This window comes from Streptacidiphilus sp. MAP12-33 (genome assembly GCF_041261265.1).
GTDB lineage: Bacteria > Actinomycetota > Actinomycetes > Streptomycetales > Streptomycetaceae > Streptacidiphilus.
Genome location: NZ_JBGCCA010000006.1, coordinates 188,119 through 211,116, shown reverse-complemented (window position 1 = coordinate 211,116; position 22,998 = coordinate 188,119). Strand labels below are relative to the sequence as shown.

The following is a 22,998-nucleotide window of genomic DNA, read 5'->3' as shown; positions in this document are numbered from 1 at the left end:
TCAGGTAACGGAAGCCCTGGCGGCGAATCGGGCGTCAGCCCACTCGCGGGTGTCGAGGACCTGTCGCAGCGCCTCCGCCGCGTCCCAGACGTCCGTGTGGGAGACGTAGAGCGGCGTGAAGCCGAACCGCATGATGTCCGGCTCCCGGAAGTCGCCGATCACGCCGCGGGCGATCAGCGCCTGGACCACCGCGTACGCGGACTCGTGTCGCAGGGAGATCTGGCTGCCGCGTTCCGCCTCCGCGCGCGGGGTGACCGTCTCCAGGCCGAGCGCGTCCGTCAGCCGCAGGAAGAACGAGGTCAGGCTGAGGCTCTTCGCCCGCACCGACGCGAGGTCGACGTCCTCCCAGACGTCCAGCGACGCGTCCAGGCCGGCGAGGCTCAGCAGCGGCGGAGTGCCGGTCAGAAAGCGGCCGACGCCGTCCGCCGGACGGTAGTCCGGCGACATGGCGAACGGCGCCGCGTGGCCGAACCAGCCGCTGAGCGGCTGCCGCGCGTCGGTGAGGTGCCGGGTGGCCGCGTAGAGGAACGCGGGAGCGCCCGGGCCGCCGTTGAGGTACTTGTAGCCGCAGCCGACAGCGAAGTCGGCCCCGCAGGCGTCCAGTTCGACCGGGAGCGCGCCGACCGAGTGGCACAGGTCCCAGACCATCAGCGCGCCTGCGGCCTGCACCCGCGCGGTGACCGCCGCCATGTCCTGGAGCCGGCCCGTGCGGTAGTCGACGTGGGAGAGGAGCACCACGGCGGTGTCCTCGCCGAGCAGGTCCTCCAGGGCGTCGCCGTCGCGGCCGATCAGCAGGCGGCGGGCGGGGGCGAGGCCCTCCGTCATGTAGAGGTCCGTCGGGAAGCTGCCCAGCTCGCTGACGACCGTCCCGCGCCCGGGACGCAGCCGCAGCGCGGCGCTGAGGACCTTGAACAGGTTCACCGAGGTGGAGTCGCAGACCACGACCTGGTCCGGGGCCGCGCCGACCAGCGGGGCGAGGCGGTTGCCGAGACCGCGCGGGAGGTCGTACCAGCCGGCCTCGTTCCAGCTGCGGATCAGGCCCTGGCCCCACTCCTCCTCGACCATCCGCCGCAGACGCTCCGGGGTGTGCGCGGGGAGCGCGCCGAGGGAGTTGCCGTCGAGGTAGAGCACGTCCTTGGGGAGCGTGAACCGCTCCCGGAACCCGGTCAGCGGGTCGACGGCGTCGAGCGCGAGCGCGTCCGCACGCGTCGGCCCGCTCACAGGGCTGTCGGGTCGCACTCCGTCCCGGCTCCGTTCCGGCTGCGTGCTCACAGGGCATCCCTCACAGCCCACAGGTCCGGGAAGACGTCCTGCTCGGCCGCGTGGCGCAGCCAGCTCAGGCCGCTGGAGCCGCCGGTGCCGGGCTTGGCGCCCATGCAGCGCTTGACCGAGGCCAGGTGGCGCTGGCGCCATCGGGTGACCCGCTCGGCGACGTCCATCAGCAGTTCCGCGAGCTCGCACAGGTCGCGCTGCTTGGGGTCGGCATAGACCGAGAGCCAGGCGGCCACGGGGGAGGAGACGTCGATGCCGCGCCGCTCCATGAACGCCACCGCGTCGTCGTACAGGCTCGGGGCCTCCAGCGTGCGGCGCAGGTCGGCGTGGACCTCGGGGCTGCCCGCGTACAGGCGCAGCAGCCGCTCGTGCTTGTTGCCGATCATGAATTCAAGGTGCAGGAACGTGTACGACTGGAAGCCGCTGGCCTCGCCGAGGACCGGCCGGAAGGAGGCGAACTCCACCGGCGTCATCGAGGCGAGCAGCTCCCAGGAGTCGACGAGCACGCCCTGCGCGTCCAGGCCGCGCCGCAGCGCGGCGGTCGCCGCCGGGAGGTCGTCGGCGCGCAGGGCCTGCTGGGCGCGGGTCCACTCGTGCCGGACCAGGCCGAACAGCAGCTCCATCACCTGCGTGGCGACGATGAAGGTGGTCTCGGCCGGCTCCTTGCTGAGCGGGTTCAGCAAGCCGTGCAGGGTGTCGATTCCCGCGTAGGCGGCATAGGGGGTGGTCGCGGCGGCGAAGTCGACCTTGGGTGTGGCCGTCGTCTCGCCGAGTTCGCCGAGGGTGGGTGCGGGCGTCGCAGGCATGGGTGTCCTCCAGGCGCGGTGGGGCAGATTCATTCTGCTGCGCGAGAGCCGTTCGCAGAATGGGCGACGAGCTGTCCGGCGGCCGGTCGGCTTAGTCTGGGAAAGGCGATCAGCCGATCGGCTTAACGAATGAAAAGTGTGAGGTGAGGGGCGTGCTGGACGCGGTGGACCGGCGCCTGCTGGCAGAGCTCCAGGCGGACGCGCGACTGTCCTTCAACGAGCTCTCGCGACGGGTGAACCTCTCCGCCCCGGCGGTGGCGGAGCGGGTCCGCCGCCTGGAGGCGGCGGGGGTGCTGGCCGGCTACCACGCCGAGGTGGACCTCAGCCGGATCGGGCGCGTGGTCACCGCGCTGGTCCAGGTCCAGTGCTACGGCCCGCGCTGCGTCCTGCGGGACCCGGCGGTCGCCGCGTGGCCGGAGGTGTTGCAGTTGCATCGCGTCACCGGCGGCGCGTGTTGCGTGCTGATGGTGGCGGTCGCCACCATGGCGGAGTTCGAGAGCGTGATCGACCGGCTCGCCGAGTACGGGACGCCGTCGAGCACGATGATCCTGTCGACCCCGCTGCGGTGGCGGCCGGTCGAGCCGGTGTAGAGGGGGAACCTGAGGTGCTGGACGAGGACGCGTTGGGCGAGCTGCGCCTGCGGGCCGACCACACGAACACGTACGGCGGCCACCCGGAGCAGGTGGTGGACTTCCTGTTCCCGCGCGGGACGGGTGGCCCCGGCGGCGAGGGCAAGACGATGGTGGTGCTCTTCCACGGCGGCTTCTGGCGCCCCCGGTGGGACCGGCACCACACCGCGCCGCTCGCCGAGGCGCTGGCGGCGCAGGGCTTCCTGGTCGCCGTGCCCGAGTACCGGCGGACGCCGGGCTGGCCGGAGATCTTCGACGACGTCGCGGTCTGTGCGGAGGCCCTGCCGATGATGACCGCGGCGCAGGGCCTGCGGCCCACGCGCACGGTCTACGTGGGCCACTCGGCCGGCGGTCACCTGGCGCTGTGGGCGGCGGCGCGGCGCCGCCTGCCGGCGGGGTCGCCGTGGCGGTCGGAGTCCCACCCGGACGCGGTGGTCTCGCTCGCGGGCTGCGCGTCGTTGCGCCTCAGTGACGAGTGGGACCTGGGCGGGGGCGCGGCCCGCGCCATGATGGGCGGGAGCGTGGACGCCTTCGGCTCCCGGTACGCGGACTGCGATCCGGCGGCGCTGTTGCCGCTGGGCCTTCCGACGACCCTCATCCACGGCGCGGACGACGACTCCGTCCCCCCGACCATGTCCCGCGCCTACGCGCGCACCGCGCGCGAGTCGGGCGACGAGGTCCAGCTGATCGAGGTCCCGGACGCCGGCCACTTCGCCGTCATCGACCCCGACTCCACCGCCTGGCCGCACCTGCTTGCCGCCCTGTAGCGCTCGGGTTCGCTCCCGCGCGCGGTTGCACCACCTCAGGGGCGCGAGGAACTGCGCGACAAGCCACCGATGAGCAGGTACTCCCCAACGCGCAGGGCCATCCGCACAGGGGGGTTTCTCGCGCAGTTCCTCGCGCCCCTGGGGGAGTGCAACTGATCCGTCCTGCCGAACAAGTGCCCGCCGTACCCCGTCAATGTCCATGCCATTCCCGCTCGTTCGGGGAATACCCCGGTGCCGCGCCACCCCCCACTCTGGAGACGTCGATCCGCTCCCAGGGGAGGGCCCCGAACATGTCCGTCGACGCTGGTATTGACGCCACGTCAGACAGCTCCGCCGCTCAGAGCGCGCAGTCCGCGCTCAACACCGCGGCGGCCAAGAACCTCGCCACGACCACCAAGACGCCCCCGCAGATGCAGGGCATCACCTCCCGGTGGCTGCTGCGCATGCTGCCGTGGGTGGAGGTGTCCGGCGGTACCTACCGGGTGAACCGCCGGCTCAGCTACGCCACCGGCCGTGGGCGGGTGAGCTTCGCGCAGACCGGGGCGGAGACCCGGATCGTGCCGCCGAGCCTCGTCGAACTGCCCTTGATGCGCGGCTTCGAGGGCGACGCGCTGCTCGCCGAGCTGGCGAACCGCTTCTCGCAGCGGGACTTCCAGCCGGGCGAGGTCATCGCCGAGTACGGCGAGGTCGTCGACCACGTGATGGTGATCGCGCACGGCAAGGTCAACAAGATCGGCGCCGGCAAGTTCGGCGACAGCCACGCCGTCCTCGGCGTGCTCGCCAACGGCGACCACTTCGGCGACGAGGCCCTGCTGGGCGAGGACGCGCTGTGGGAGTACACGGTGAAGGCGGCCACCGCCGGCACCCTGCTCACCCTCCCGCGCCAGGCCTTCACCGACCTGCTCGCCCGCTCGCCCGAACTCCGCGCCCAGGTGGAGGCCTTCTCGGCCTCCGGCGCCGCCGCGCAGGACTCGCACGGGCAGGCCGCCATCGAGCTGGCCGCCGGGCACGACGGCGAGCCGGAGCTTCCGGGGACCTTCGTCGACTACGAACTCGCCCCCCGTGAGTACGAGTTGAGCGTCGCGCAGACCGTGCTCCAGGTGCACTCGCGCGTCGCCGACCTCTACAACCAGCCCATGAACCAGATCGAGCAGCAGCTCAAGCTGACCATCGAGGCCCTGCGCGAACGCCAGGAGTACGAGATGATCAACAACCCGGAGTTCGGGCTGCTGCCCAACGCCGACTACGAGCAGCGCGTCCACACCCACGGCGGCCCGCCCACCCCGGACGACATGGACGAGCTGCTCTCCCGGCGCCGCGGCAACAAGTTCTTCCTGGCCCACCCGCGCGCCATCGCCGCCTTCGGGCGCGAGTGCAACCGGCGCGGGCTCTATCCCGAGTCGGTGGAGGTCGCCGGCAACCGGATCCCGGCCTGGCGCGGAGTACCGATCTTCCCGTGCAACAAGATCCCGGTGAACGGCGGGCACACCAGCTCGATCCTGGTCATGCGTACCGGGGAGAACGAACAGGGCGTCGTCGGCCTGCACCAGACGGGGCTGCCCGACGAGTACGAGCCCAGCCTCTCGGTCCGGTTCATGGGCATCAACGAGCGGGCGGTGATCCAGTACCTGGTCAGCGCCTACTACTCCTGCGCCGTGCTGATCCCCGACGCGCTCGGGGTGCTGGAGAACGTCGAGGTCGCCCGGCCGCGCGACTGAGCGGCGGAACGCACTCGTGAGCTGGAGCGACGTCTTCATCCTGCTCGGCACGCTCCTGGTCTGCGCGCTCGCGCTCTGGCTGTTGCAGCACTTCGTCCCACACCGGAAGCGGGAGTCGCACAACGACGTGGCGGGGTTCATCTTCGCGGCGGTCGGGGTGATGTACGCGGTGCTGCTGGCCTTCGTCGTCATCGCCGTGTGGCAGAACCTCGACTCCGCGCGGCAGACCACCTTCAAGGAGGCCGACGCCCTGGCCGGCGTCTACTGGATCTCGCGGGAGCTGCCCCTCCCGATGGGTTCGCAACTGGAGCACAACACACTGGAGTACGCCAGGACCGTGCAGGACACGGAGTGGCCGCTGATGTCCCAGCACAGGAGCAGTCCGCAGGCGACGCAGCTCGTCTACGCGATGCGCTCGGAGGTGCTCGGCTTCACCCCGGCCGACGCGCGGCAGCAGGTGCTCTTCGAGCACGCCGTGACCCACGTCGAGGACCTGGCCTCCGAGCGGCGGGCGCGGCTCACCGAGGTCGACGACTCGGTGCCGCCGATCCTGTGGGTCGCCCTCATCGCCGGTGGCCTGCTGACGGTCGGGTTCACCTACCTGTTCGGGCTGTCCAACACCGTCGCCCACGGCCTGATGGTGCTGACGCTCACCGCGCTGGTGGTGGTCTCGCTCCTGCTGGTCAAGGAGATGGACTTCCCGTTCACCGGCGTCACCCGGGTCGAGCCCACCGCCTTCGAGGTCTTCCTCAGCCGGCTGCCACCACCACGCTGACGGTGGTGACCCACCCGTTCGGCTGACAAGCAGGGGAAGGAGGACAGCTACTGTCCTAGTTGCTGCCTAGGGTGGGGACCACGCAAGGAACGAGAAAGCCGAGGTGGTCCCCATGCCGACTGTCGTCAACGCCGAGCACGACGAGCGCGAAGCCCTGCTCAACTTCGTCGAGGCGCAGCGCGCCGCCGTCCGCCGGGCGGTCGGCGGGCTGAGCCGTGAGCAGCTGACCGCTCGTCCCACGGTGAGCGAGCTCACCCTCGGCGGCATCGTCAAGCACCTCGCCGAGACGGAGAGCCACTGGACCAGGGTGATCCTGGCCGGTCGCGAACCGCTCGTCGAGCGGAACATGGAGACCTGGGCCGACTCGTTCCGGCTTCTCGACGGCGAGGAGATCGACGACTACCTCAAGCTCTGGGACGAGGTCGCCGCCGAGACCACCGAGGTCATCAGCGGCCTGCCGGACATGGAGGTCACCGTCCCGCTCCCGGACCGTCCGTGGAACCCCAAGGGCGCCCGCCGCTCCGCCCGTTGGATCATGCTGCACCTGGTCGAGGAGATCGGCCGCCACGCCGGTCACGCCGACTTCCTGCGTGAGGCCACCGACGGGGCCACCGCGTTCGCGCTGCTCAACCCCGAGCAGCTGCGGCCCAACGACTGATCGGTCCGGATCTTCGCGAAGCCCCACCACAGCCCTCCGCCCGAAAGGGTGGGGGGCTTTTCGCGTCCCTGTAACGTCCCGCGGGCCTCACCGCGTCGAAGAGGCGTAGGGGATGCCGAGAGAGCGGGGGCGCGGATGAAGGCGGCGGACGAGAGCGACTACCTGGACTTCGCCACCGCCCGGACAGGCGCGCTGTACCGGTCGGCGGCGCTGCTCAGTTCGGGCGATCCGCACCTCGCGGAGGACCTCGTCCAGGAGACGCTCGGCCGGATGTACGTGCACTGGCGCCGGGTGGCCAGGGCGGACAATCCCGTCGCCTACGCGCACACGGTCCTGGTGCGGGTCTTCCTCACTCACCGCCGCAGACGCAGCAGCGCCGAGCAGCCCACCGGGCGGCTGCCGGACGCGGTGGTCGGCGAGCAGGACGCCACCCTGCGGCTCACCCTGCTCGACGCGCTGGCCCGGCTCGGCCCGCGCGACCGGGCGGTGCTGGTGCTGCGGTTCTGGGAGGACCGCAGCGTCGAGGAGACCGCTCGGGTTCTGCGCAGCAGCAACGGCGCCGTCCGGACGCAGACCTCGCGCGCCCTGGACCGGCTCCGGTCCGTCCTCGGCGACGCCCTCCCCGACCTCGCCCGCTCGTGACCTCGACTCGGATTGGTGGCAAGAGATGTTTGAAGACCGGCTCGCGCGCTCGCTGCGCGAGACAGGCGAGGAACTCGCCCCCCGCGACCTCACCGGCCTCGTCAACGGCGGTGTGGCGGACGGCCGCAAGCGCCGTCGTCGCCGCAACACCGCCGTCGTGGGCGGCTCCGCGGCCCTCGCCCTCGTCGCCGTCGGCGGCGCGCTGGTGCCGTCCCTGCTCAGCACCGCCAAGGCCGACGGTGTCGCCGGGCCGGCGGCAAGGCCGTCGATGTCGCTGACCGCCCACGCCAAGCCGGCCGCCGGACCGGACCGGTCCGCGCAGATGATCGACACGCTGAAGCGGCTGCTGCCCGGCGGTGCGAAGATCACTGACGCCTCGGGCCGCTGGTACCTGCCGGGGGGCCAGCTCCTCGCCCCGAACGCCGCGCTCGTGTACGACGACGGCCACGGCGCCTCGCAGATCGAGGTGGAACTGACGCACAACCCGCCGAACGCGACGAACCAGCCCGGCTGCGCCAACCCCGCGTACACGCCGAACGACGTCTGCCACACCTACCGGCTGCCCGGCGGCGGACGTCTCCTGATCGACCAGGGCTACGAGTACCCGGCCAAGGGCACCGGCACCAAGGACTGGCACGCCACCCTGATCAAGGCCGACGGCTCCCAGATCGACGTGGACGAGTGGAACTCCGCGGCGGAGAAGGGCTCCCCGGTCACCCGGGCCACGCCGCCGCTCTCCGCCGGCCAGCTCAGGACCCTCGTCACCAGCACGGCCTGGCAGCCGCTGCTCGCCGCGCTCCCGGTGCCGAAGCCGGTCCGCGCTCCCGGTGGCTACGGCCCGGACGGGGCCACCATCGTGAAGACCATCAACATGCTGCTGCCGCGCAGTGTCCGCGGTCTGCACGCCGACACCGAGGACGGCTACGCCCAGGAGCAACTGGCCGACGGCCACTTTGGTGTCGGCCTGATCGGCGTCAACGTGCAGCACTTCGACCCGAACGATCCCTCCCTCATCTCCCAGCTGTACTCCGGAGCGACCGTGCTGCCGGACGGCAGCAGGCTCGCCGTCCGGCAGGAGCCGGCGGAGAAGGGCGGCTCCGGTGCGGTCCAGTGGGTCGTCGACCTGCTGCGTCCGAGCGGTGAGCGGGTGGTGGCCATGGAGTTCAACGCCCCGCGCCAGGGCGCGGCGGCCGACCGGGCCCAGCCGGTCCTCAGCATCGAGGAGCTCAGGGTTCTGGTCACCAACCCCGTCTGGACCAAGCTGGGCTAGCCTGGACGGATGCCGCTGAGCATCCGCCCGTACCGCCCGGGCGACCGGGAGGACCTGTACGAGATCTGCGTCCGCACCGGCGACAACGGTGCGGACGCGAGCTCGTCGTACCCCGATCCGCGCATCCTGCCCGACATCTTCGTCGGCCCCTACCTGGCCCAGGAGCCCGGACTGGCCTACGTCGTGGCGGACCCGGAGGGGGAGGACCGGGCGCTCGGCTACGTGCTGGGCACCGCCGACACCCCGCGCTTCGTCGCCCGGTACCTCGCCGAGTGGCTCCCCGGCGTGGTCGACCGCTACCCCGACGACGGCGACGGCCGCGGTCACGAGCTGCGCCACCCGGAGGCGATGCTCGTCCCCGGCCTCGACGCCTACCCCGCGCACCTGCACATCGACCTGCTGCCGAAGGCCCAGGGGCAGGGCCTGGGCCGGGAGCTGATGCGCACCCTCCTCGCCGCGCTGCGCGAGCGCGGCGTGCCGCGGGTCCACCTCGGCATGGGCGCGGCCAACCACGGCGCCCGCGCCTTCTACGACCGGCTCGGCTTCGAGGAGCTGGCCCGGCCCACCGCGTACCTGGTGGTGCTGGGGCGCAGCACGCTCATGGCACCCGCGGGTAACGGGACTTCAGCTCCCAGAAGGTGAGGTTGTGGTCCAGGTCGTCGTGCAGGTCGACCAGGTCGGCGAGCAGGTCCTGGAGGAAGTCCCGCGACTCACGGCGCAGTTCGGCGTGGTCCACGACCAGCGGCCGCTCGTCGCGGATCCACTCCGCGCGCAGCTCGACCCAGTCGCCGCGCCGGGAGAAGCGCAGCAGGTCGGTGGACTCGGTGAAGTCCAGCTCGGCGCGGGGCATGCGCAGGCCCGGCAGCACCCTGTCGAGCTCCTCGACGATGTCGCACAGCGCCCAGGCGAAGTCCAGCACCGGCACCCACCCCCACCGGGTGGAGAGGTCCAGGCCGCCCTCGCCCTCGACGAACACGTCCCCGCAGAACAGGTCGTGCCGCAGCGAGCGCGCGGGCGCGGTCGCGTAGTCCGTCTGCGGCGGGTCGGGGAAACGGGGGGAGAGGGAGTAGCCGAGCTCGATCACCCCTTGATTAAACCCCTCGCGCGCAGGTGGCGGGCAGCGGGATCATGGGTCCCATGTCTGTGAACCCTGTAGCCGTCAGCGTCCGGGGCGTCGTCGTACCCGACGCCGAGCTGCAGTGGCGCTTCTCCCGGTCCTCCGGCCCCGGCGGCCAGCACGTCAACACCAGCGACAGCCAGGTCGAGCTGCGCTACCCACTGGCCGCGAGCGCCGCGCTCCCGCCGGTCTGGCGCGAGCGCGCCCTCGGCAACCTCGCCGGCCGGCTCGTGGACGGCGTCCTCGTCGTCCGGGCCTCGGAGCACCGCTCGCAGTGGCGCAACCGCGAGGCGGCGGCGGTCCGCATGTCCGCGATCCTCGCGGAGGCGGTCGCACCCCCGCCGCGTGCCCGCCGCGCGACGAAGCCCAGCCGGGGCATGATCGAGCGTCGCCTGGAGAACAAACGCCGCACCGCCGATCGCAAGCGCACCCGCGGCAACGTCCGCGACTTCTGACGGCGCGGCCGTCAGCGGGCGGGGCTGCGCTGATCAGCGGCTCCGCCGCGGGGCGCGACAATCCCCCGGCCGAAGGCTGGGGGCGGAGCCGCACATCGGCAGAGCCCCGCGGCCCTGGCCTGGTGCGACTGCCTGCGGGAGCGGAAGCTAGCCCAAGTGCCGGTACTGGCCGCGGAAGTACACGAGAGGGCCGCCCGTCGGGGTGCCGACGCGGGCCTGGAGGACGTGCCCCAGCACGAGGATGTGGTCGCCGGCGGGTATGCGGTCCACCGTGCGGCACTCGACCGTGGCCAGCGCGCCCGTGACCAGCGGGGCCCCGCTCGCCGCGCCGCGGGTGTGCGGCACCTCGGCGAACAGCAGGCGGTCGCTGACGCGGCCCTTCATCGCGAAGCGCGCAGCGGTGGTGCGCTGGTCCGCGGCGAGGACGGAGACCGCGAAGCGGTCGACGCGGGAGAGGATCTCCTCCATCCGGGAGTCCTCGCGGACGGAGACCAGGACCATGGGGGGTTCGAGCGAGACGGAGAGGAACGCCGTCGCGGTCATGCCGATGTCCTCGCCGCGTGGGCCCTCCTCGGGGTCATGGGCGGTCACCAGGACCACGCCGGAGGCGAGCTGGCCCAGGGCGGCCCGGAACTCCTCCGGGGAGGCCTCAGGGCCGCCCAGCGCGTCGGTGGCGGCGGAGACGGAGGTCATGGCGGTGGCTGCGGCGTCGTACACGTAAGGCACGCTATCTGCGCTCGCCCCCGGCTCGCATCGGACCATGGGCTTAGGACGGGCGTCTGATTGCTCACGTTGCGGGTGGGGAACAGGAAGCGCTCCGGTTCGATCAAGGATTACACACGTCAGGCGTGTGAGTTGAGTCACAAGTGGCATCGATTTGCTGACCCAGAGTGTCGATCGGTGTGCACCCTGTGATTCAGTTTGTCTGGCAGTCCGACCATCTGCACGCGGGCCGGTCGAGGGAGGGAGGCAAGGCGATGGACACCGAGCCGGAGCCCTACGTCCGTCTCGCGACCCTGCGCACCCTCCACCGCGTCATCGCCGACCTCAACGCCGCCCGCAGCCTCGCCGGCACCCTCCAGGCCGTGGTCGAGGGAGCGGTCACCGGGCTCGGCTTCGACACCGCCGTGGTCAACATGGTCCGGCCGGACGGGGATCTCGTCGTCGCCGCCGTCTGGGAGGTCGGCGTCGAGGGCGAGGCCGACGAGGGCATCAACAGCCTGCTCGGGCAGATCGGCTCCCGCGAGTCCTGGACGCGGCTGCTCAACGCCGGCGACACCTGGGGGAGCCTGGTCTTCCTGCCGCAGGAGCGCGGCTGGGCCAGGCCCGTCGACATCCCCCTGTGGGGCGGTGGCGTGGGCTACGTGACGGAGGGTGCCTGGCACCCCGACGACATGCTGCTCGCCCCGATGTACAGCTTCGGCGGTGAGCTGCTCGGCGTGCTCTCCGTCGACCGGCCGCGCAACGGCCGCCGCCCGGGGCCCTGGACCCGCGAGGCGCTGGAGATGTTCTCCCAGCAGGCGGGCATCGCGATCGGCAACGCGCGGCTGCGCGCGGAGATGCAGCGGGCGCTGATCCGCCTGGAGCGCGAGCAGCAGGCGCTCGGCGCCAGCGAGGAGAGCTACCGGCAGGCCTTCGAGTACGCGCCCAGCGGCATGGCCATCACCGAGTTGCACGGGGAGTCCCGCGGGCGGCTGACGCGCGTCAACGACGCCCTGTGCCGGCTGCTCGGCCGTTCCAGATCCTCGCTGCACCGGCACTCCTTCGCTGAGCTGGTGCACCCGGAGGACGCCGGGCGGCTGCGCGGCATCGCCACCGAGAACGGCCGCGCCGAGGTGCGAGTGGCCCGCCGCGACGGCGGTTGGCTCTGGGTCAACCTGCGCAACTCGGTGATCTCCGACGCGGTCGAGGGGGCGACGTACCTGCTCACCCACGTCGAGGACATCGAGGACCGCAAGCGCCACGAGCTCCAGCTCGCCCACCGGGCCAGCCACGACGCGCTGACCGGCCTGCCCAACGCCGCCGAGCTCAAGGCCCGGCTGCGGATGCGCCTGTGCGATCACCCGGGCGCGCTCCCGGCCGTCGCGCAGCGTCCCGGCGGCCTCGGCGGCTTCGGCGGGTACGACCCGTACGAGCTGCCCGGTGCCGCCGCCGAGCTGGGCTGGTCGGACGAGCGCTACGCCGACCACGGGGGTTTCGCGGACCACGGCGGCCTGGCCGGGGCGCTCACGGGCGGCCCGGGCGGCGACGCGGGCCGGGGCCACCCCTACGGCCACCCGGCGGCCGCGGACGCGGCCGGCTTCGAGCACGTCCACGCCGTCCCGCCGGACGAGGCGGGCACGACCGCCGGCGGCCGGGCCCTGGCGGTGCTCTTCTGCGACCTCAACGGCTTCAAGGGCATCAACGACCGTCACGGTCACGCGGCGGGCGACGCGACGCTGATCGAGGTGGCCCGCCGTCTCCAGCACGCGGTGCGCGAGGGCGACACGGTGGCCCGGATGGGCGGCGACGAGTTCGTCGTCCTGGCCGACGGCGTCGACCGCGCCCGCGCCAAGGACCTCGCGGACCGGCTGCGCACGGCGATCGCCCCGCCGATCCGCTGGGAGAACCGCACGCTGCGGGTCGGCGTGAGCATAGGCATCGGCTGGGCCGCTTGCGGCATGAGCACCGACGAGGTAGTCCACACCGCCGACGAACTCATGTACGTCGAGAAGCGCGCCCGCGCCGGTGGTGGCGGCCGTTCACACCGTCGCGCGGGCTGACCGCAGGCCGCCGTAGGCTAGTGGAACCGGGTCCTCCTGCACTCCGTCCTTACCGTCGTGTCACCCGGTCGGGGTAGTGTGCGGTGGATACGCGTGCCTGTGGTGCGGTACTCCGGGCGCGAGAGCCGACCATGCACGTATATCCACGGATCACGACTCGGGAGTTGAGAACTCGATGACAGCCGAGAACAACGGCGTGCCCGAGGACGACGACCCGTTCGCGTACCTGTACCGGGCCGAGAACGGCTCGGACGGCGCCGAGGGCGGTGCCGCACCCACGCAGCCGATGCCCGGTGTGCCGCGCACCTCGTACCAGCAGGCCACCCAGGTCGGCGGGCGCCAGTACGGCCAGCAGAACTCCTACGGCCAGCAGCCCGGTTACGGACAGCAGGCTCAGCAGCCCGCCTACGGCCAGCAGAACGGCTACGGCCAGCAGGCCCAGCAGACGCAGCAGTACGGCGTCCCGCAGCAGGCCCAGCCGCCGGCCGGCGGCGGCCGCGCCGCGTCCCGCGCGGCGGGGGGCTCCGGCGGCGGCAGCTCGCGCGGCGTGATGATCGGCGCGGTGGCCGTGGTGGCCGCCGTCGCGATCGGCATCGGCATGGCGCTGTTCAACGGCGGCACCGGCAAGACCAACTCGGCCGCAGGCTCCTCCACCTCGGCCAGCGCGGGCGCGAGTGACAGCTCGTCGGCCTCCGCGCCCCCCTCCGCCTCGGCGGCGCTGCCCGGCCCCGCAGACGCGGCCACGGCGCAGCTCGCGGGGGGTGCCGCCCCGCAGAGCGACCACCCCGGCGCGCAGGCGGCGGGCGGCAAGTTCGTGCCGCTGACCGGCGCGGGGCAGAGCGTCACCTGGCAGGTCACCGTCCCGGCGGACGGCTCCTACGTGCTCTGGGTGCACTACGCGAACGCCGGAGCGGACGCGCGGACCAACGTGGTCGTGAACGGCAGCGTGACCTCCTACCCGATCCGCTTCTCCAACTGGAACCACGAGAACGACTGGGGCAAGGCCTGGTACAGCTCGTACGTCAACGTCACGCTCAAGGCCGGCGCCAACTCCATCGGCCTCGCGGACATCCCGGGCCAGCCCGGCGTGAACGTCGACCAGATGGCGTTGAACCAGAGCACGACGACGCGTCCCTGGTCCTGACGCGCGTTCAGTGAACGAAGCGGCCCGCGCCCCCTCGAAGGGGCGCGGGCCGCAGTCGTTGTCCGGGCGTCAGTTCGTGACCGGGACGCGGTCCTTGAGCTTGTCCGCGCCCACCGCCCAGCGGCCCTCGCGCATGACCGCGACGACGTCGTAGGACGCGTCCAGGACCACCAGGTCCGCCCGCTTGCCGGTCTCCAGCGAGCCCAGCTTGTCGGAAAGGCCAAGCTGCCGTGCGGGGTTGAACGAGAGCATCCGGCTGACGGTGTCCAGCGGCAGGCCGTTGACCGTCACCGCGCGCTTGAACGCGACGTCCAGGGTCAGCGTCGAGCCCGCGATGGACCCGCCCTCGGCGAGGCGGGCGACGCCGTCGCGGACCTTAACCGCCAGCGGGCCGAGCATGTAGTCGCCGTCGCCGAAGCCGGCCGCGTCCATCGCGTCCGTCACCAGCGCGACGCGCGAGGCGCCCGCGCCGCGGAAGGCGAGGTCGACCACGGCGGGGTGCAGGTGCACGCCGTCGCCGATCAGCTCGACGGTGACCCGCTCGTCCTCCAGCAGCGCCGCGATCGGGCCGGGGGCCCGGTGCGCGAGGCCCGGCATGGCGTTGAACAGGTGCGTCGCCACGGTCGCGCCCGCGTCGACACCGGCCAGCGTCTTGTCGTAGGACGCGTCGGTGTGGCCGATCGCGGCGATCACGCCGCGCTCGGTCAGCATCCGGATCGACTCGATGCCGCCCTCCAGCTCGGGGGCCAGGGTGACCATCCGCGCCGCGCCGCGCGAGGCGTCGACGAGCTTGCGGACCACCGCCGGATCCGGGTCGCGCAGCAGGTCCGGCTCGTGGGCGCCGCAGCGGTTGATGCTGATGAACGGGCCCTCGAAGTGGATCCCGGCCAGCACGCCGTCCTCGACCAGCTCGCTCAGCATCGACGCCTGGCGGCACAGGTCGTCGATCTCGCCGGTGACGGTGGAGGCGATGGTCGTGGTGGTGCCGTGCCCGAGGTGCGTGCGCGCGGCCTTGATCACCTGCTCGGCGGTGCCGGAGTGGTAGGACTCCCCACCGCCGCCGTGGACGTGCATGTCCACGAACCCGGGGACGACGGTGTAGCCGGTGAGGTCGAGGGCGGGTGCTGCACCGTCCGGGGGAGTGACCGGCGCGGCGATCTCGGTGATCACGCCGTTCTCGACGGCGATCTTCCCGTTCTCGACGACGCCGGTGGGCAGGACGAGCCTGGCCCCGGTCAGCACAGTGCGCTCCGCGTTGCTCACGCGGTCACCTCCAGTGAGAGCAGGTCCCAGGCGAGGAGTCCCGCGCCCAGGCATGCGGCGGTGTCTTTGAGCATCGCCGGTACGAGCGCGGGCGGCATCTGGAACGAGAGACGTTCGGTGACCGCGACCCGCAGGGGTGCGAACAGGGTGTCGCCGGCCTCGGCCAGGCCGCCGCCGATGATGACGGTGCCGGTGTCCAGCAGCGTGTGTGCCATGACCAGGCCGTCGGCGAGCGCGGAGAGCGCCTCGGTCCAGACCCCGACGGCGCGCGGGTCGCCGGTGGCGACGGCGCGGGCGCAGTCGGCGGCGGTGGCGGTGGGGTCGTTGGAGGCGGTGGCCCAGGCGCGGCCGACGGCGGACGCGGAGGCGATGGTCTCCAGACAGCCGCGCGCACCGCAACCGCAGGGCACCCCGTCGGGGCGCACCATGACGTGGCCGATCTCGCCGCCGTTGCCGTGGAAGCCGGCCTCGATCCTCCCGTCGATGCCGATGCCGCCGGCGATGCCGGTGCCCAGTGCGACGAAGAGGAAGCGGGAGACCCCGCGTCCGGCGCCGAGCCGGCCCTCGGCGAGTGCGCCGGTGCGCACGTCGTGGCCGAGCGCGACAGGGACGCCCAGCCGTTCGCCGAGCAGCTTGCGCATGGGCAGGTCGCGCCAGCCGAGGTTGGCGGAGAAGACCGCGACCCCCTCGGCCTCGTCGATGGTGCCGGGTACCACGACGCCGGCCGCCTGGGCGGTCTCGCCGAAGCGCCGCTGTCCCTCGTCGCGCAGTTCGGCGGCGAAGTCCAGGATTCCGGCGACCACGGCGGAGGTGCCGTGCTCGCGGCCGGTGGGGCGGCGGTCCTCGTGGAGGAGCGTGCCGTCGGGGGCGACCAGCGCGGCTTTCATGCCGGTCCCGCCGACATCGAGAGCGATGACGTGCTTCACGACGCAGCAGTCTCCCTCGTTCGAGCGGCAGAGGTCTAGTCCAGTTTGCAGATTGGTCTGGTCCATGACCAAACCCGGCGGTGGTGACCGGGCACTATGTCATAGAGTACCCGATTTGCCATGTTCGGTTACGCAGCGTAGCCAAAGCTGGTTGTGGTCCCTGACCTGCGCACATGCAGTGGTGTGGACCTTTGTGGTCTAGACCAAGTAGAAGCGCAGGTGAGAGTGGGGCTGATTAGGCAAGATCCTTCGGGAAAACAATTCGAAGAACTTCCCCCATGGTCACTGAGGGAGACCTGGTGGGGGGAAAGTTCTCGACGATCGGCGAAGTTTCTCAATTGTTGTCCGAATTGTCGTTGCGCAGGATGCAACGACAACCAGCTTTTCGGTAAATGGTGTAGACCTCTTGAGCGGGAGCTGGCCAGACTGACCGTCACACCGGGACGGCAGGGTCCACTCGGCCGGCCGGCGGTGCCCCCACCTCCGCCGACCTCCCTCCTCACGTCCTCCAAACTTTGCGAAGGCGGTTGGTTTTCTTGAAGCGTCGTTTGCTTGCCCTCACAGCAATCGGTGTCGCCGGTGCTCTGTCGCTCTCGGCGTGCAGCAGCTCCTCCACCGGCTCCGGCTCCGGTTCCACTGGTGGCAACGTCACCATCAAGCTGCTGGCCGCCGACTACGGCACCGCCGGCACCTCGAACAGCACCCAGTCCTACTGGCAGGGCCTCGCGGACACGTTCCACAAGAGCCACCCGAACATCACCGTGCAGGTGCAGACCATCGCCTGGACCAACTGGGCCCAGGTCGCCACGATGATCCAGGACAAGCAGTACCCGGACATCCTCGAGGGCGACGCGCCCCAGCAGTTCGCGGCCGACGGCCTGCTGTACAAGCTGACCGACGTCATGTCGGCCAACACCGTCAGCAACCTGATCCCGGTCTTCGCCAAGCAGGAGGACGGCACCGACGGCACCGCCTACGGCGCCCCGTTCACCACCAGCGCCCGCGGCCTGTTCTACAACAAGAAGCTGTTCGCGGCCGCCAAGATCGCCAACCCGCCGAAGACCTGGGCCGACATCCAGGCCGACGCCACCAAGATCAAGGCGCTGGGCGGCGGCAACATCGGCTACGGCCTGCCGCTGGGTCCCGAGGAGGCCCAGGGCGAGTCCTACCTGTGGATGCTCGGCAACGGCGGTGGCTACGTCGACTCGACCGGCAAGTACGCGATCAACCAGCCGGCCAACATCGAGACGTTCAACTTCCTGAACACGCTGATCAAGTCCGGTGCCACCGAGCCCGGCCCGGCCAGCACCAACCGCCAGCAGATGTGGGACGCCTTCTCGGCGGGCCAGGTCGGCATGGTCGGCGGCTCCGGCGCGCTGATCCCCGACATCGTCAAGAACGGCAAGCTGACCACCTCCGACTACGGCGTGGTCCCGATGCCGGGCAAGAGCGCCCCGCTCACCCAGACCCTGGGCGTGCACGACGACGTCGTCGCCTTCAAGCAGGCCGGCCACGCCGACCAGATCAAGCAGTTCCTGGACTTCGTCTACTCCGACGCGAACCAGATCTCCTTCGACCAGGAGTACGACCTGCTGCCCGCCACCACCTCGGCCTCCGCGGCGCTCTCCGCCAAGGACCCGGTCGCGGCCGGCTTCCTGCAGAACGTCCCGAACTCCGTGGTCTACCCGTCCAACACCAACTGGAACACGGTGCTGGCCAAGCTCAAGCAGACCCTCGGCACCGCCGCGTCCGACAACGCGTCCTCGGTCCTGGGCAGCCTGCAGACGTTCGCCACCAGCAACCAGTAATCCGCCCGGCCCAGATCGGCCAAGAACGCACAGCCGGGAGAGCCGGCCGGCGGGTGCCCCCGCCGGCCGGCCTCGCGGCGCGTACGCGATGGAGCAGACCATGACGCAATCGACCCAGGCCGGCCTGCTGGAGCCGGCACCCGGGAGCGACGACGCGGGGCCGCGCGCCCGCGTCCGGCCCGTCGGCGGCGGCCGACGCGTGCTGCGCGCGCTCGCCCCCCTGCCGTGGCTCATGCCCGCGACCGGCCTCATCCTCTTCGTGGTGATCTGGCCGGTGGTCTCGATGTTCCTGACCTCACGTCAGCACTTCGACTCCATGGGCTTCGACCAGGGCAGCGCGGGCTGGGGCAACTTCACCCGGCTGTTCGACGAGCCGGACCTGCCCGGGGTGCTGATGCGCACCGTCATCTGGGTGGTCGCCGTGGTCGGCCTCACCATCCTCATCTCGCTGGGCGTGGCCCAGATGTTCAACAAGCAGTTCCCGGGGCGCAAGTTCGCCCGGTGGATGCTGATCGCGCCGTGGGCCGCCTCGGTCGTGATGACCTCCATCGTCTTCAAGTGGATGCTCAACCCGAGCAACGGCACGATCCTGGTGCTGATGCACGACCTGGGCTTCATGAAGGACTACAACAGCGTCAACTGGCTCTCCCAGCAGACCCCGGCGTTCATCTGGGAGATCGTGGTCGCGATCTTCGTCTCGGTGCCGTTCACCACCTACGCGCTGCTGGCCGGTCTCCAGGCGGTCCCCGAGGACGTCTACGAGGCCTGCCGACTGGACGGCGCGGGGGCGGTGCGCACCTACTGGTCGATCACCCTGCCGCTGCTGCGCCCGGCCCTGCTGGTGGCCGCGCTCATCAACATCATGAACGTCTTCAACTCGTTCCCGATCATCTACGAGATGACGGGCGGCGGTCCGGGCAACCAGACCTCCACCACGACGCTGTTCATGTACAACACCCAGCAGACCAGCATCGGCGAGGCTGCGGCGATGTCCGTGGTCAACTTCGGCTTCATCATCGTGGTCGTCCTGCTCTTCCTGCGGGCGTCCCGGTGGAACTCCGCGGAGGACTGAGATGACCACCCTGACCGCCCCCGCGACCCCGGCCGCCCCCGCCGCCAAGGCCCGCCCCCCGCGCCGGCTCCCCCCGCTGCGCACCGTCGCCCTGGCCGGCGGCGCCTACCTGATCGGCGTGGTCTTCCTTCTCCCGTACCTGGAGATGGTGGTCACCGCGATCCGCCCGGGCAACGAGCTGCACGACCGCAACCTCTTCCCGGCGCACCCGACGCTGTCCAGCTTCACCGACATCTGGTCGACCGGCCTCGGCACCAACCTCGGCACCAGCCTGGAGATCGCCTTCGGCTCCACGGCCCTGGTCCTGCTGGTCGCGATCCCGGCCGCGTACTACACGGCGCGCCGCAACTTCCGCGGCAAGGGGATCTTCCTGCTGCTGGTGCTGATCACCCAGATGTTCCAGCCGACCGCGATGATCGTCGGCATCTACCAGCAGTTCGTCCAGTTCAACATGATCGACTCGATCTGGTCGCTGATCCTGGTCAACGCGGGCTTCAACATGGCCTTCGCGGTGTGGATCCTGAACGCCTACTTCTCCGCGATCCCGAAGGAGATCGAGGAGGCGGCGATCGTCGACGGCTGCTCGCGTATCGGCGCGATGTTCCGCGTCATCCTGCCGCTGGCCTCCCCGGGCATCGTCACTGCGCTGATCTTCACCTTCATCGCGGCCTGGAACGAGTTCATCGTCGCCCTCACCCTGACCACCCAGGCCGGTCCGCGCACCCTGACCGTCAAGATCTCCAACTTCGTCGGCGAGTACGCCACGGACTGGCAGCACCTCTTCGCCGCCTCCGTGATCGCCACGATCCCGGTGATCATCCTGTTCGCCCTGATCGAGGGCAAGGTCGCCTCCGGCCTGACGGCCGGGTCGGTGAAGTAGCCCGAAACGTGGGAAAAGGACGGCTGTTCGCCCGAACAGCCGTCCTTTCGCTATTCTCGCGGGCTGCAACGGGAAATACTTCGTGGGGGAATTCATGAATGATGGGAAAATTCGGCGCGTTTCGCGTCGAATCACCCGTGGTGCCGCCGCGTTGACGGCTACGGCCGCTGTGCTCGCCGCCGCCTCGGTGTCCGCGCAGGCCGCGCCGGCGGCGTCCAGGACCGCACCGCCGCCGACCGCGACCGCGGTGCTGGCCGACAAGTACGTCAAGGACACCACCCCGCCGCCCCGCCGGGTCTGGCGCACGGTGGCCCTCAGCGTGCCCAAGGGCAGCCACATCGCGGGCTACTGCTACGTGCTGGACGGCACGCTCGGTGTCCCGCAGGTCGGCCGGCCGTGCGACAACTCCTGGGTCGCCGCCGGCGCGGACGGCAGCGCGAGGATCAACGTGCGGCCGCTGCAGTCGCCGTTCAACGACCTGACCGTGGTGGCGGTCGGCGCCGACGGGCAGCCGTCGCAGGTGTCGACGGATCTGCGGATCCAGACCGCTTGGGGCCCCGTCGACAAGCTCGGTGACATCACCGGTGACGGGAAGACCGACCTGCTCAGCCGGCTCGGCACGGTCATGCGCCACGACGCGGGCAAGGGCAACGGACGCCTGGGCCAGACCCGCTGGGCCCGGGTCGACGTCTCGACCACCCTCTACGCACGGGTCGGCATCGTCGACGGCAGTGCCAACAACGGCCTGCTCGCCCTTGCCAACGGCCGCATCATGAGTCTGGGCGGAGACGGGATCGGCGACTTCGGGCCCGAGTCGTGCTGCCTCTACTCCCCGGACGGCAACGACTGGTCCAACGTCACGCAGCTCACCGGCGCCATGAACGTCGCCGGGAAGGGCACGGCGGGCTTCGTCGTCGTGCGCGGTGGTCAGATCCAGTACTACGGCGCCACGGAGTTCTCCGTCCGTCCCGCGGTGACGCTCGGCGTGGCCGACAAGAACACCCAGCTCGTCGGCGTCCAGGACTTCAGCGGCGACGGCAAGCCGGACCTGCTGGTCCGCGACGGCAAGGTGCTGAAGCTCTACGCCGGCAACGGCGACGGCACGTTCAAGGCCCCGGTCGTCTTCGCCAAGGGCTACGACGTCTCCAACCTCGTCGACATCACCTCCGACGGCGACGCGAACGGTGACGGCAAGGCCGACCTGTGGGCGACCACGACCACGGGTGGCCTGGTGTTCATTCCCGGCCTCGGCAAGAAGGGCTTCGGTAAGCCGCTGCTCCTGGCCAGGACCGGCTGGAAGGGCGTCCAGCTCTACTGAGCCGTGGCGACGCAACAGCAGGGGGCGCCCGGCTCAAGCCGGGCGCCCCCTTCGTTTGCCTTGGTCGCTACGGCAGGGTGCTACGGCAGGGTGATGTGGTACGCCTTGCGCAGCGTCTCGTGGACGGTCCAGGTGGTCTCGTCGCCCTCGCGCAGGACGCAGGCGTCGCCCGGGCCCACGTCGAAGGTGGCGCCGCCCGCCACCGCGATGGTGGCGCGGCCGGAGACGACCACGAAGAGCTCGTTGGCCTCGGTGTCGGTGACGACGCCCGGCGTGATCTGCCAGATGCCGCGGATCTGCTTGCCGTCCTCCGACTCCCACAGGACCTTGCCCGAGACCTCGGGCGTGCCCGAGACGATCTGGCTGGGGTCGAGCGGGTCGGGCTCGAGCTCGGCGTCGGGGATGTGCACGGCGAAACTGGTCATGGCTCCGACGGTAGACCGTGCAGGTCAGCGGTGGGGGTGACAGATTGCGTCAGAGGGACGCGGCAGAATGACAAGTCGTATGGTCGGCCAGATGTCCGGAAAGGAGCGAGCGTGGACGAGCTGACGCCGCGCGAGCGCGCCGTGCTGGCCTTCGAGGCGCGCCCGTGGCGCACCCGTGGGGCCAAGGACGCCGCGATCCGCGAGGAGCTCGACCTCTCGCCCACCCGCTACACCCAGCTGCTCAACGCCCTGCTCGACCGGGAGGCCGCGCTCGCCTTCCAGCCCGTGCTGGTCAACCGTCTGCGCCGGGTCAGGGACGAGAAGCGAGCGCGGCGCTGAGCGCGTCCAGCAGCGCGGCCACGCCTGGCGGTCCCGGCACGACCAGATCGGCGCGCTCCGCGAGCGCGGCCAGCGGCGGCTCGCCCGTCGTCGGCGCGCTGTAGCAGAGGACGCCCGGGCGCCCCAGCGCGCGCAGGTCCTCGACGGCGTCGTACGCGGCCACGTCGCCCAGGTCGTCGCCGACGTAGAGGACGGCGCCGGCCTTCCGCTCGTCCAGGAACGCTGTCAGCGCCGCGCCCTTGTCCACACCCGGTGGACGCAGCTCCAGCACCATCCGCCCCGGCTCGACCGCCAGCCCGTGCCGAGCGGCCAGCGCCCGCAGCGGCGCGTCCAGCGCGGTGAGCGCGCCGTCCGGGTCTTCGGCGCGCCGGGTGTGGACGGCGAGGGCGCGGCCCTTGTCCTCGATCCAGGTGCCCGCCGCCGCGCCCGCCCGCTCCAGCGCGCGCGGCAGCTCGGCCCGGAGCGCGGCCACGCCCGGGTGCGCGTCGGGCGCGTGGACCTCCCCGGTGGTCGCGTCCCAGCGCTCGGCGCCGTAGTGCCCGAGGATCGTCAGGTGCTCGAGCCCCGGCACGCCCACGAACCCGCCGTACTCGGCGGCGAGCCCCGCCGGACGCCCGGTCACCACGACCACCGCGTCCAGCAGCGGCGCGAGGCGCCGCAGCGCGGGGACGACGGCGGGGTGCGCGCGGGCGGCGTCCGGGTCGGCGACGATCGGCGCCAGGGTGCCGTCGAAGTCCAGCGCGACGACGGCCCGCCCCGGCTCGGCGCGCAGCGCCGCCAGCCCGGTGAGGCCCGCCTCGGTGCGGGGGGTGGGGATGCCTTCAGGGGACGGTGCGGCCTCAGGGGTACCCATGGCACGACCCTAACCGGCTCCCGCGCACGGGTCGCCGTGGACGCGGGGATCGGCGCCGACTGTCGTCAGGCTGTATGCGGAGCATAAGCGTTGCGCTCC

At 71.5% G+C, this 22,998-nt stretch carries 24 protein-coding genes; 16 read left to right on the top strand and 8 right to left on the bottom strand.

Going from position 1 to position 22,998, the window contains the following annotated elements; translation table 11 throughout:
• Together kynU and ABH931_RS09125 are read right to left on the bottom strand one after the other, a co-directional pair.
• Nucleotides 1-1,239 carry a kynureninase gene (gene kynU, locus ABH931_RS09130; RefSeq protein WP_370111691.1) on the bottom strand — a complete coding sequence of 413 codons (1,239 nt, stop codon included), beginning with the start codon at nt 1,237-1,239 and terminating at the stop codon, nt 1-3.
• A 29-nt stretch (nt 1,240-1,268) separates the two neighbouring features.
• Nucleotides 1,269-2,078 (bottom strand): tryptophan 2,3-dioxygenase, encoded by an 810-nt coding sequence (locus ABH931_RS09125; RefSeq protein WP_370111654.1) that lies wholly within the window; start codon nt 2,076-2,078, stop codon nt 1,269-1,271.
• 152 nt (nt 2,079-2,230) lie between these two features.
• Here ABH931_RS09125 and ABH931_RS09120 point away from each other — a divergent pair, with 152 nt between their 5' ends.
• From ABH931_RS09120 to ABH931_RS09085, 8 genes are all read left to right on the top strand, one after another.
• Entirely contained in the window at nt 2,231-2,668 is a 438-nt protein-coding gene (locus tag ABH931_RS09120) for an Lrp/AsnC family transcriptional regulator (RefSeq protein WP_370111653.1), read from the top strand.
• A 14-nt stretch (nt 2,669-2,682) separates the two neighbouring features.
• Nucleotides 2,683-3,474: an alpha/beta hydrolase gene (locus tag ABH931_RS09115; RefSeq protein WP_370111652.1), complete on the top strand. Its 792-nt coding sequence runs from the start codon at nt 2,683-2,685 to the stop codon at nt 3,472-3,474.
• Nucleotides 3,475-3,764: 290 nt separating this feature from the next.
• The gene (locus tag ABH931_RS09110; protein WP_370111650.1) at nt 3,765-5,192 is read left to right on the top strand and encodes a family 2B encapsulin nanocompartment shell protein; all 1,428 of its coding nucleotides are present in this window, start codon (nt 3,765-3,767) and stop codon (nt 5,190-5,192) included.
• Between the two features lie 16 nt (nt 5,193-5,208).
• On the top strand, nt 5,209-5,967 hold the full coding sequence (locus ABH931_RS09105; RefSeq protein WP_370111648.1) for a hypothetical protein: 759 nt from the start codon (nt 5,209-5,211) through the stop codon (nt 5,965-5,967).
• Between the two features lie 112 nt (nt 5,968-6,079).
• Nucleotides 6,080-6,625, top strand: coding sequence for a DinB family protein (locus ABH931_RS09100; protein ID WP_370111646.1), 546 nt, complete (start codon nt 6,080-6,082; stop codon nt 6,623-6,625).
• Between the two features lie 135 nt (nt 6,626-6,760).
• Nucleotides 6,761-7,267, top strand: coding sequence for a SigE family RNA polymerase sigma factor (locus ABH931_RS09095; protein ID WP_370111644.1), 507 nt, complete (start codon nt 6,761-6,763; stop codon nt 7,265-7,267).
• Between the two features lie 25 nt (nt 7,268-7,292).
• The gene (locus ABH931_RS09090; protein WP_370111642.1) at nt 7,293-8,537 is read left to right on the top strand and encodes a hypothetical protein; all 1,245 of its coding nucleotides are present in this window, start codon (nt 7,293-7,295) and stop codon (nt 8,535-8,537) included.
• A 9-nt stretch (nt 8,538-8,546) separates the two neighbouring features.
• Nucleotides 8,547-9,179 (top strand): GNAT family N-acetyltransferase, encoded by a 633-nt coding sequence (locus ABH931_RS09085; protein WP_370111640.1) that lies wholly within the window; start codon nt 8,547-8,549, stop codon nt 9,177-9,179.
• Here the strand turns inward: ABH931_RS09085 and ABH931_RS09080 are convergent.
• Nucleotides 9,136-9,621: a hypothetical protein gene (locus tag ABH931_RS09080; protein WP_370111639.1), complete on the bottom strand. Its 486-nt coding sequence runs from the start codon at nt 9,619-9,621 to the stop codon at nt 9,136-9,138. The two genes, ABH931_RS09085 and ABH931_RS09080, sit on opposite strands and share 44 nt — an antisense overlap.
• 44 nt (nt 9,622-9,665) lie before the next feature.
• Here ABH931_RS09080 and arfB point away from each other — a divergent pair, with 44 nt between their 5' ends.
• Nucleotides 9,666-10,109, top strand: coding sequence for an alternative ribosome rescue aminoacyl-tRNA hydrolase ArfB (gene arfB / locus ABH931_RS09075; protein WP_370111638.1), 444 nt, complete (start codon nt 9,666-9,668; stop codon nt 10,107-10,109).
• Between the two features lie 147 nt (nt 10,110-10,256).
• Here the strand turns inward: arfB and ABH931_RS09070 are convergent, their stop codons facing one another.
• Nucleotides 10,257-10,802, bottom strand: coding sequence for a flavin reductase family protein (locus ABH931_RS09070; RefSeq protein WP_370111690.1), 546 nt, complete (start codon nt 10,800-10,802; stop codon nt 10,257-10,259).
• 284 nt (nt 10,803-11,086) lie between these two features.
• Between ABH931_RS09070 and ABH931_RS09065 the strand changes: the two genes are divergently transcribed.
• Both ABH931_RS09065 and ABH931_RS09060 read left to right on the top strand, forming a co-directional pair.
• Nucleotides 11,087-12,871 (top strand): diguanylate cyclase domain-containing protein, encoded by a 1,785-nt coding sequence (locus ABH931_RS09065; RefSeq protein WP_370111636.1) that lies wholly within the window; start codon nt 11,087-11,089, stop codon nt 12,869-12,871.
• Between the two features lie 175 nt (nt 12,872-13,046).
• Nucleotides 13,047-14,015 carry a CBM35 domain-containing protein gene (locus tag ABH931_RS09060; protein ID WP_370111634.1) on the top strand — a complete coding sequence of 323 codons (969 nt, stop codon included), beginning with the start codon at nt 13,047-13,049 and terminating at the stop codon, nt 14,013-14,015.
• A gap of 69 nt (nt 14,016-14,084) precedes the next feature.
• On the opposite strand, the gene nagA is transcribed toward ABH931_RS09060, so the two are convergent.
• Nucleotides 14,085-15,332, bottom strand: a complete 1,248-nt coding sequence (gene nagA, locus ABH931_RS09055) for an N-acetylglucosamine-6-phosphate deacetylase (protein WP_370111632.1) — start codon at nt 15,330-15,332, stop codon at nt 14,085-14,087.
• A complete protein-coding gene (locus tag ABH931_RS09050) occupies nt 15,275-16,204 on the bottom strand; it encodes an ROK family protein (protein ID WP_370111630.1) in 930 nt (309 codons plus the stop codon). Before ABH931_RS09050 ends, nagA begins: the two co-directional genes overlap by 58 nt.
• 536 nt (nt 16,205-16,740) lie before the next feature.
• Between ABH931_RS09050 and ABH931_RS09045 the strand changes: the two genes are divergently transcribed.
• The 4 genes from ABH931_RS09045 (at nt 16,741) to ABH931_RS09030 (ending at nt 21,282) form a co-directional block, all read left to right on the top strand.
• Nucleotides 16,741-18,012: an extracellular solute-binding protein gene (locus tag ABH931_RS09045; RefSeq protein WP_370111628.1), complete on the top strand. Its 1,272-nt coding sequence runs from the start codon at nt 16,741-16,743 to the stop codon at nt 18,010-18,012.
• Nucleotides 18,013-18,112: 100 nt separating this feature from the next.
• A complete protein-coding gene (locus ABH931_RS09040; RefSeq protein WP_370111626.1) occupies nt 18,113-19,084 on the top strand; it encodes a carbohydrate ABC transporter permease in 972 nt (323 codons plus the stop codon).
• A gap of 1 nt (nt 19,085) precedes the next feature.
• A complete protein-coding gene (locus ABH931_RS09035) occupies nt 19,086-19,964 on the top strand; it encodes a carbohydrate ABC transporter permease (protein WP_370111625.1) in 879 nt (292 codons plus the stop codon).
• A gap of 151 nt (nt 19,965-20,115) precedes the next feature.
• Complete coding sequence (locus ABH931_RS09030; RefSeq protein ID WP_370111623.1) at nt 20,116-21,282, top strand: FG-GAP repeat domain-containing protein; 1,167 nt, start codon at nt 20,116-20,118, stop codon at nt 21,280-21,282.
• Nucleotides 21,283-21,362: 80 nt separating this feature from the next.
• Here ABH931_RS09030 and ABH931_RS09025 read toward each other — a convergent pair whose 3' ends face one another.
• The gene (locus ABH931_RS09025; protein ID WP_370111621.1) at nt 21,363-21,707 is read right to left on the bottom strand and encodes a cupin domain-containing protein; all 345 of its coding nucleotides are present in this window, start codon (nt 21,705-21,707) and stop codon (nt 21,363-21,365) included.
• Between the two features lie 111 nt (nt 21,708-21,818).
• Between ABH931_RS09025 and ABH931_RS09020 the strand changes: the two genes are divergently transcribed.
• Nucleotides 21,819-22,046: a DUF3263 domain-containing protein gene (locus ABH931_RS09020; protein WP_370111619.1), complete on the top strand. Its 228-nt coding sequence runs from the start codon at nt 21,819-21,821 to the stop codon at nt 22,044-22,046.
• Here ABH931_RS09020 and otsB read toward each other — a convergent pair.
• Nucleotides 22,018-22,899, bottom strand: a complete 882-nt coding sequence (gene otsB / locus ABH931_RS09015) for a trehalose-phosphatase (RefSeq protein ID WP_370111617.1) — start codon at nt 22,897-22,899, stop codon at nt 22,018-22,020. The genes ABH931_RS09020 and otsB overlap by 29 nt on opposite strands.
• Between the last annotated feature and the right edge of the window lie 99 nt (nt 22,900-22,998).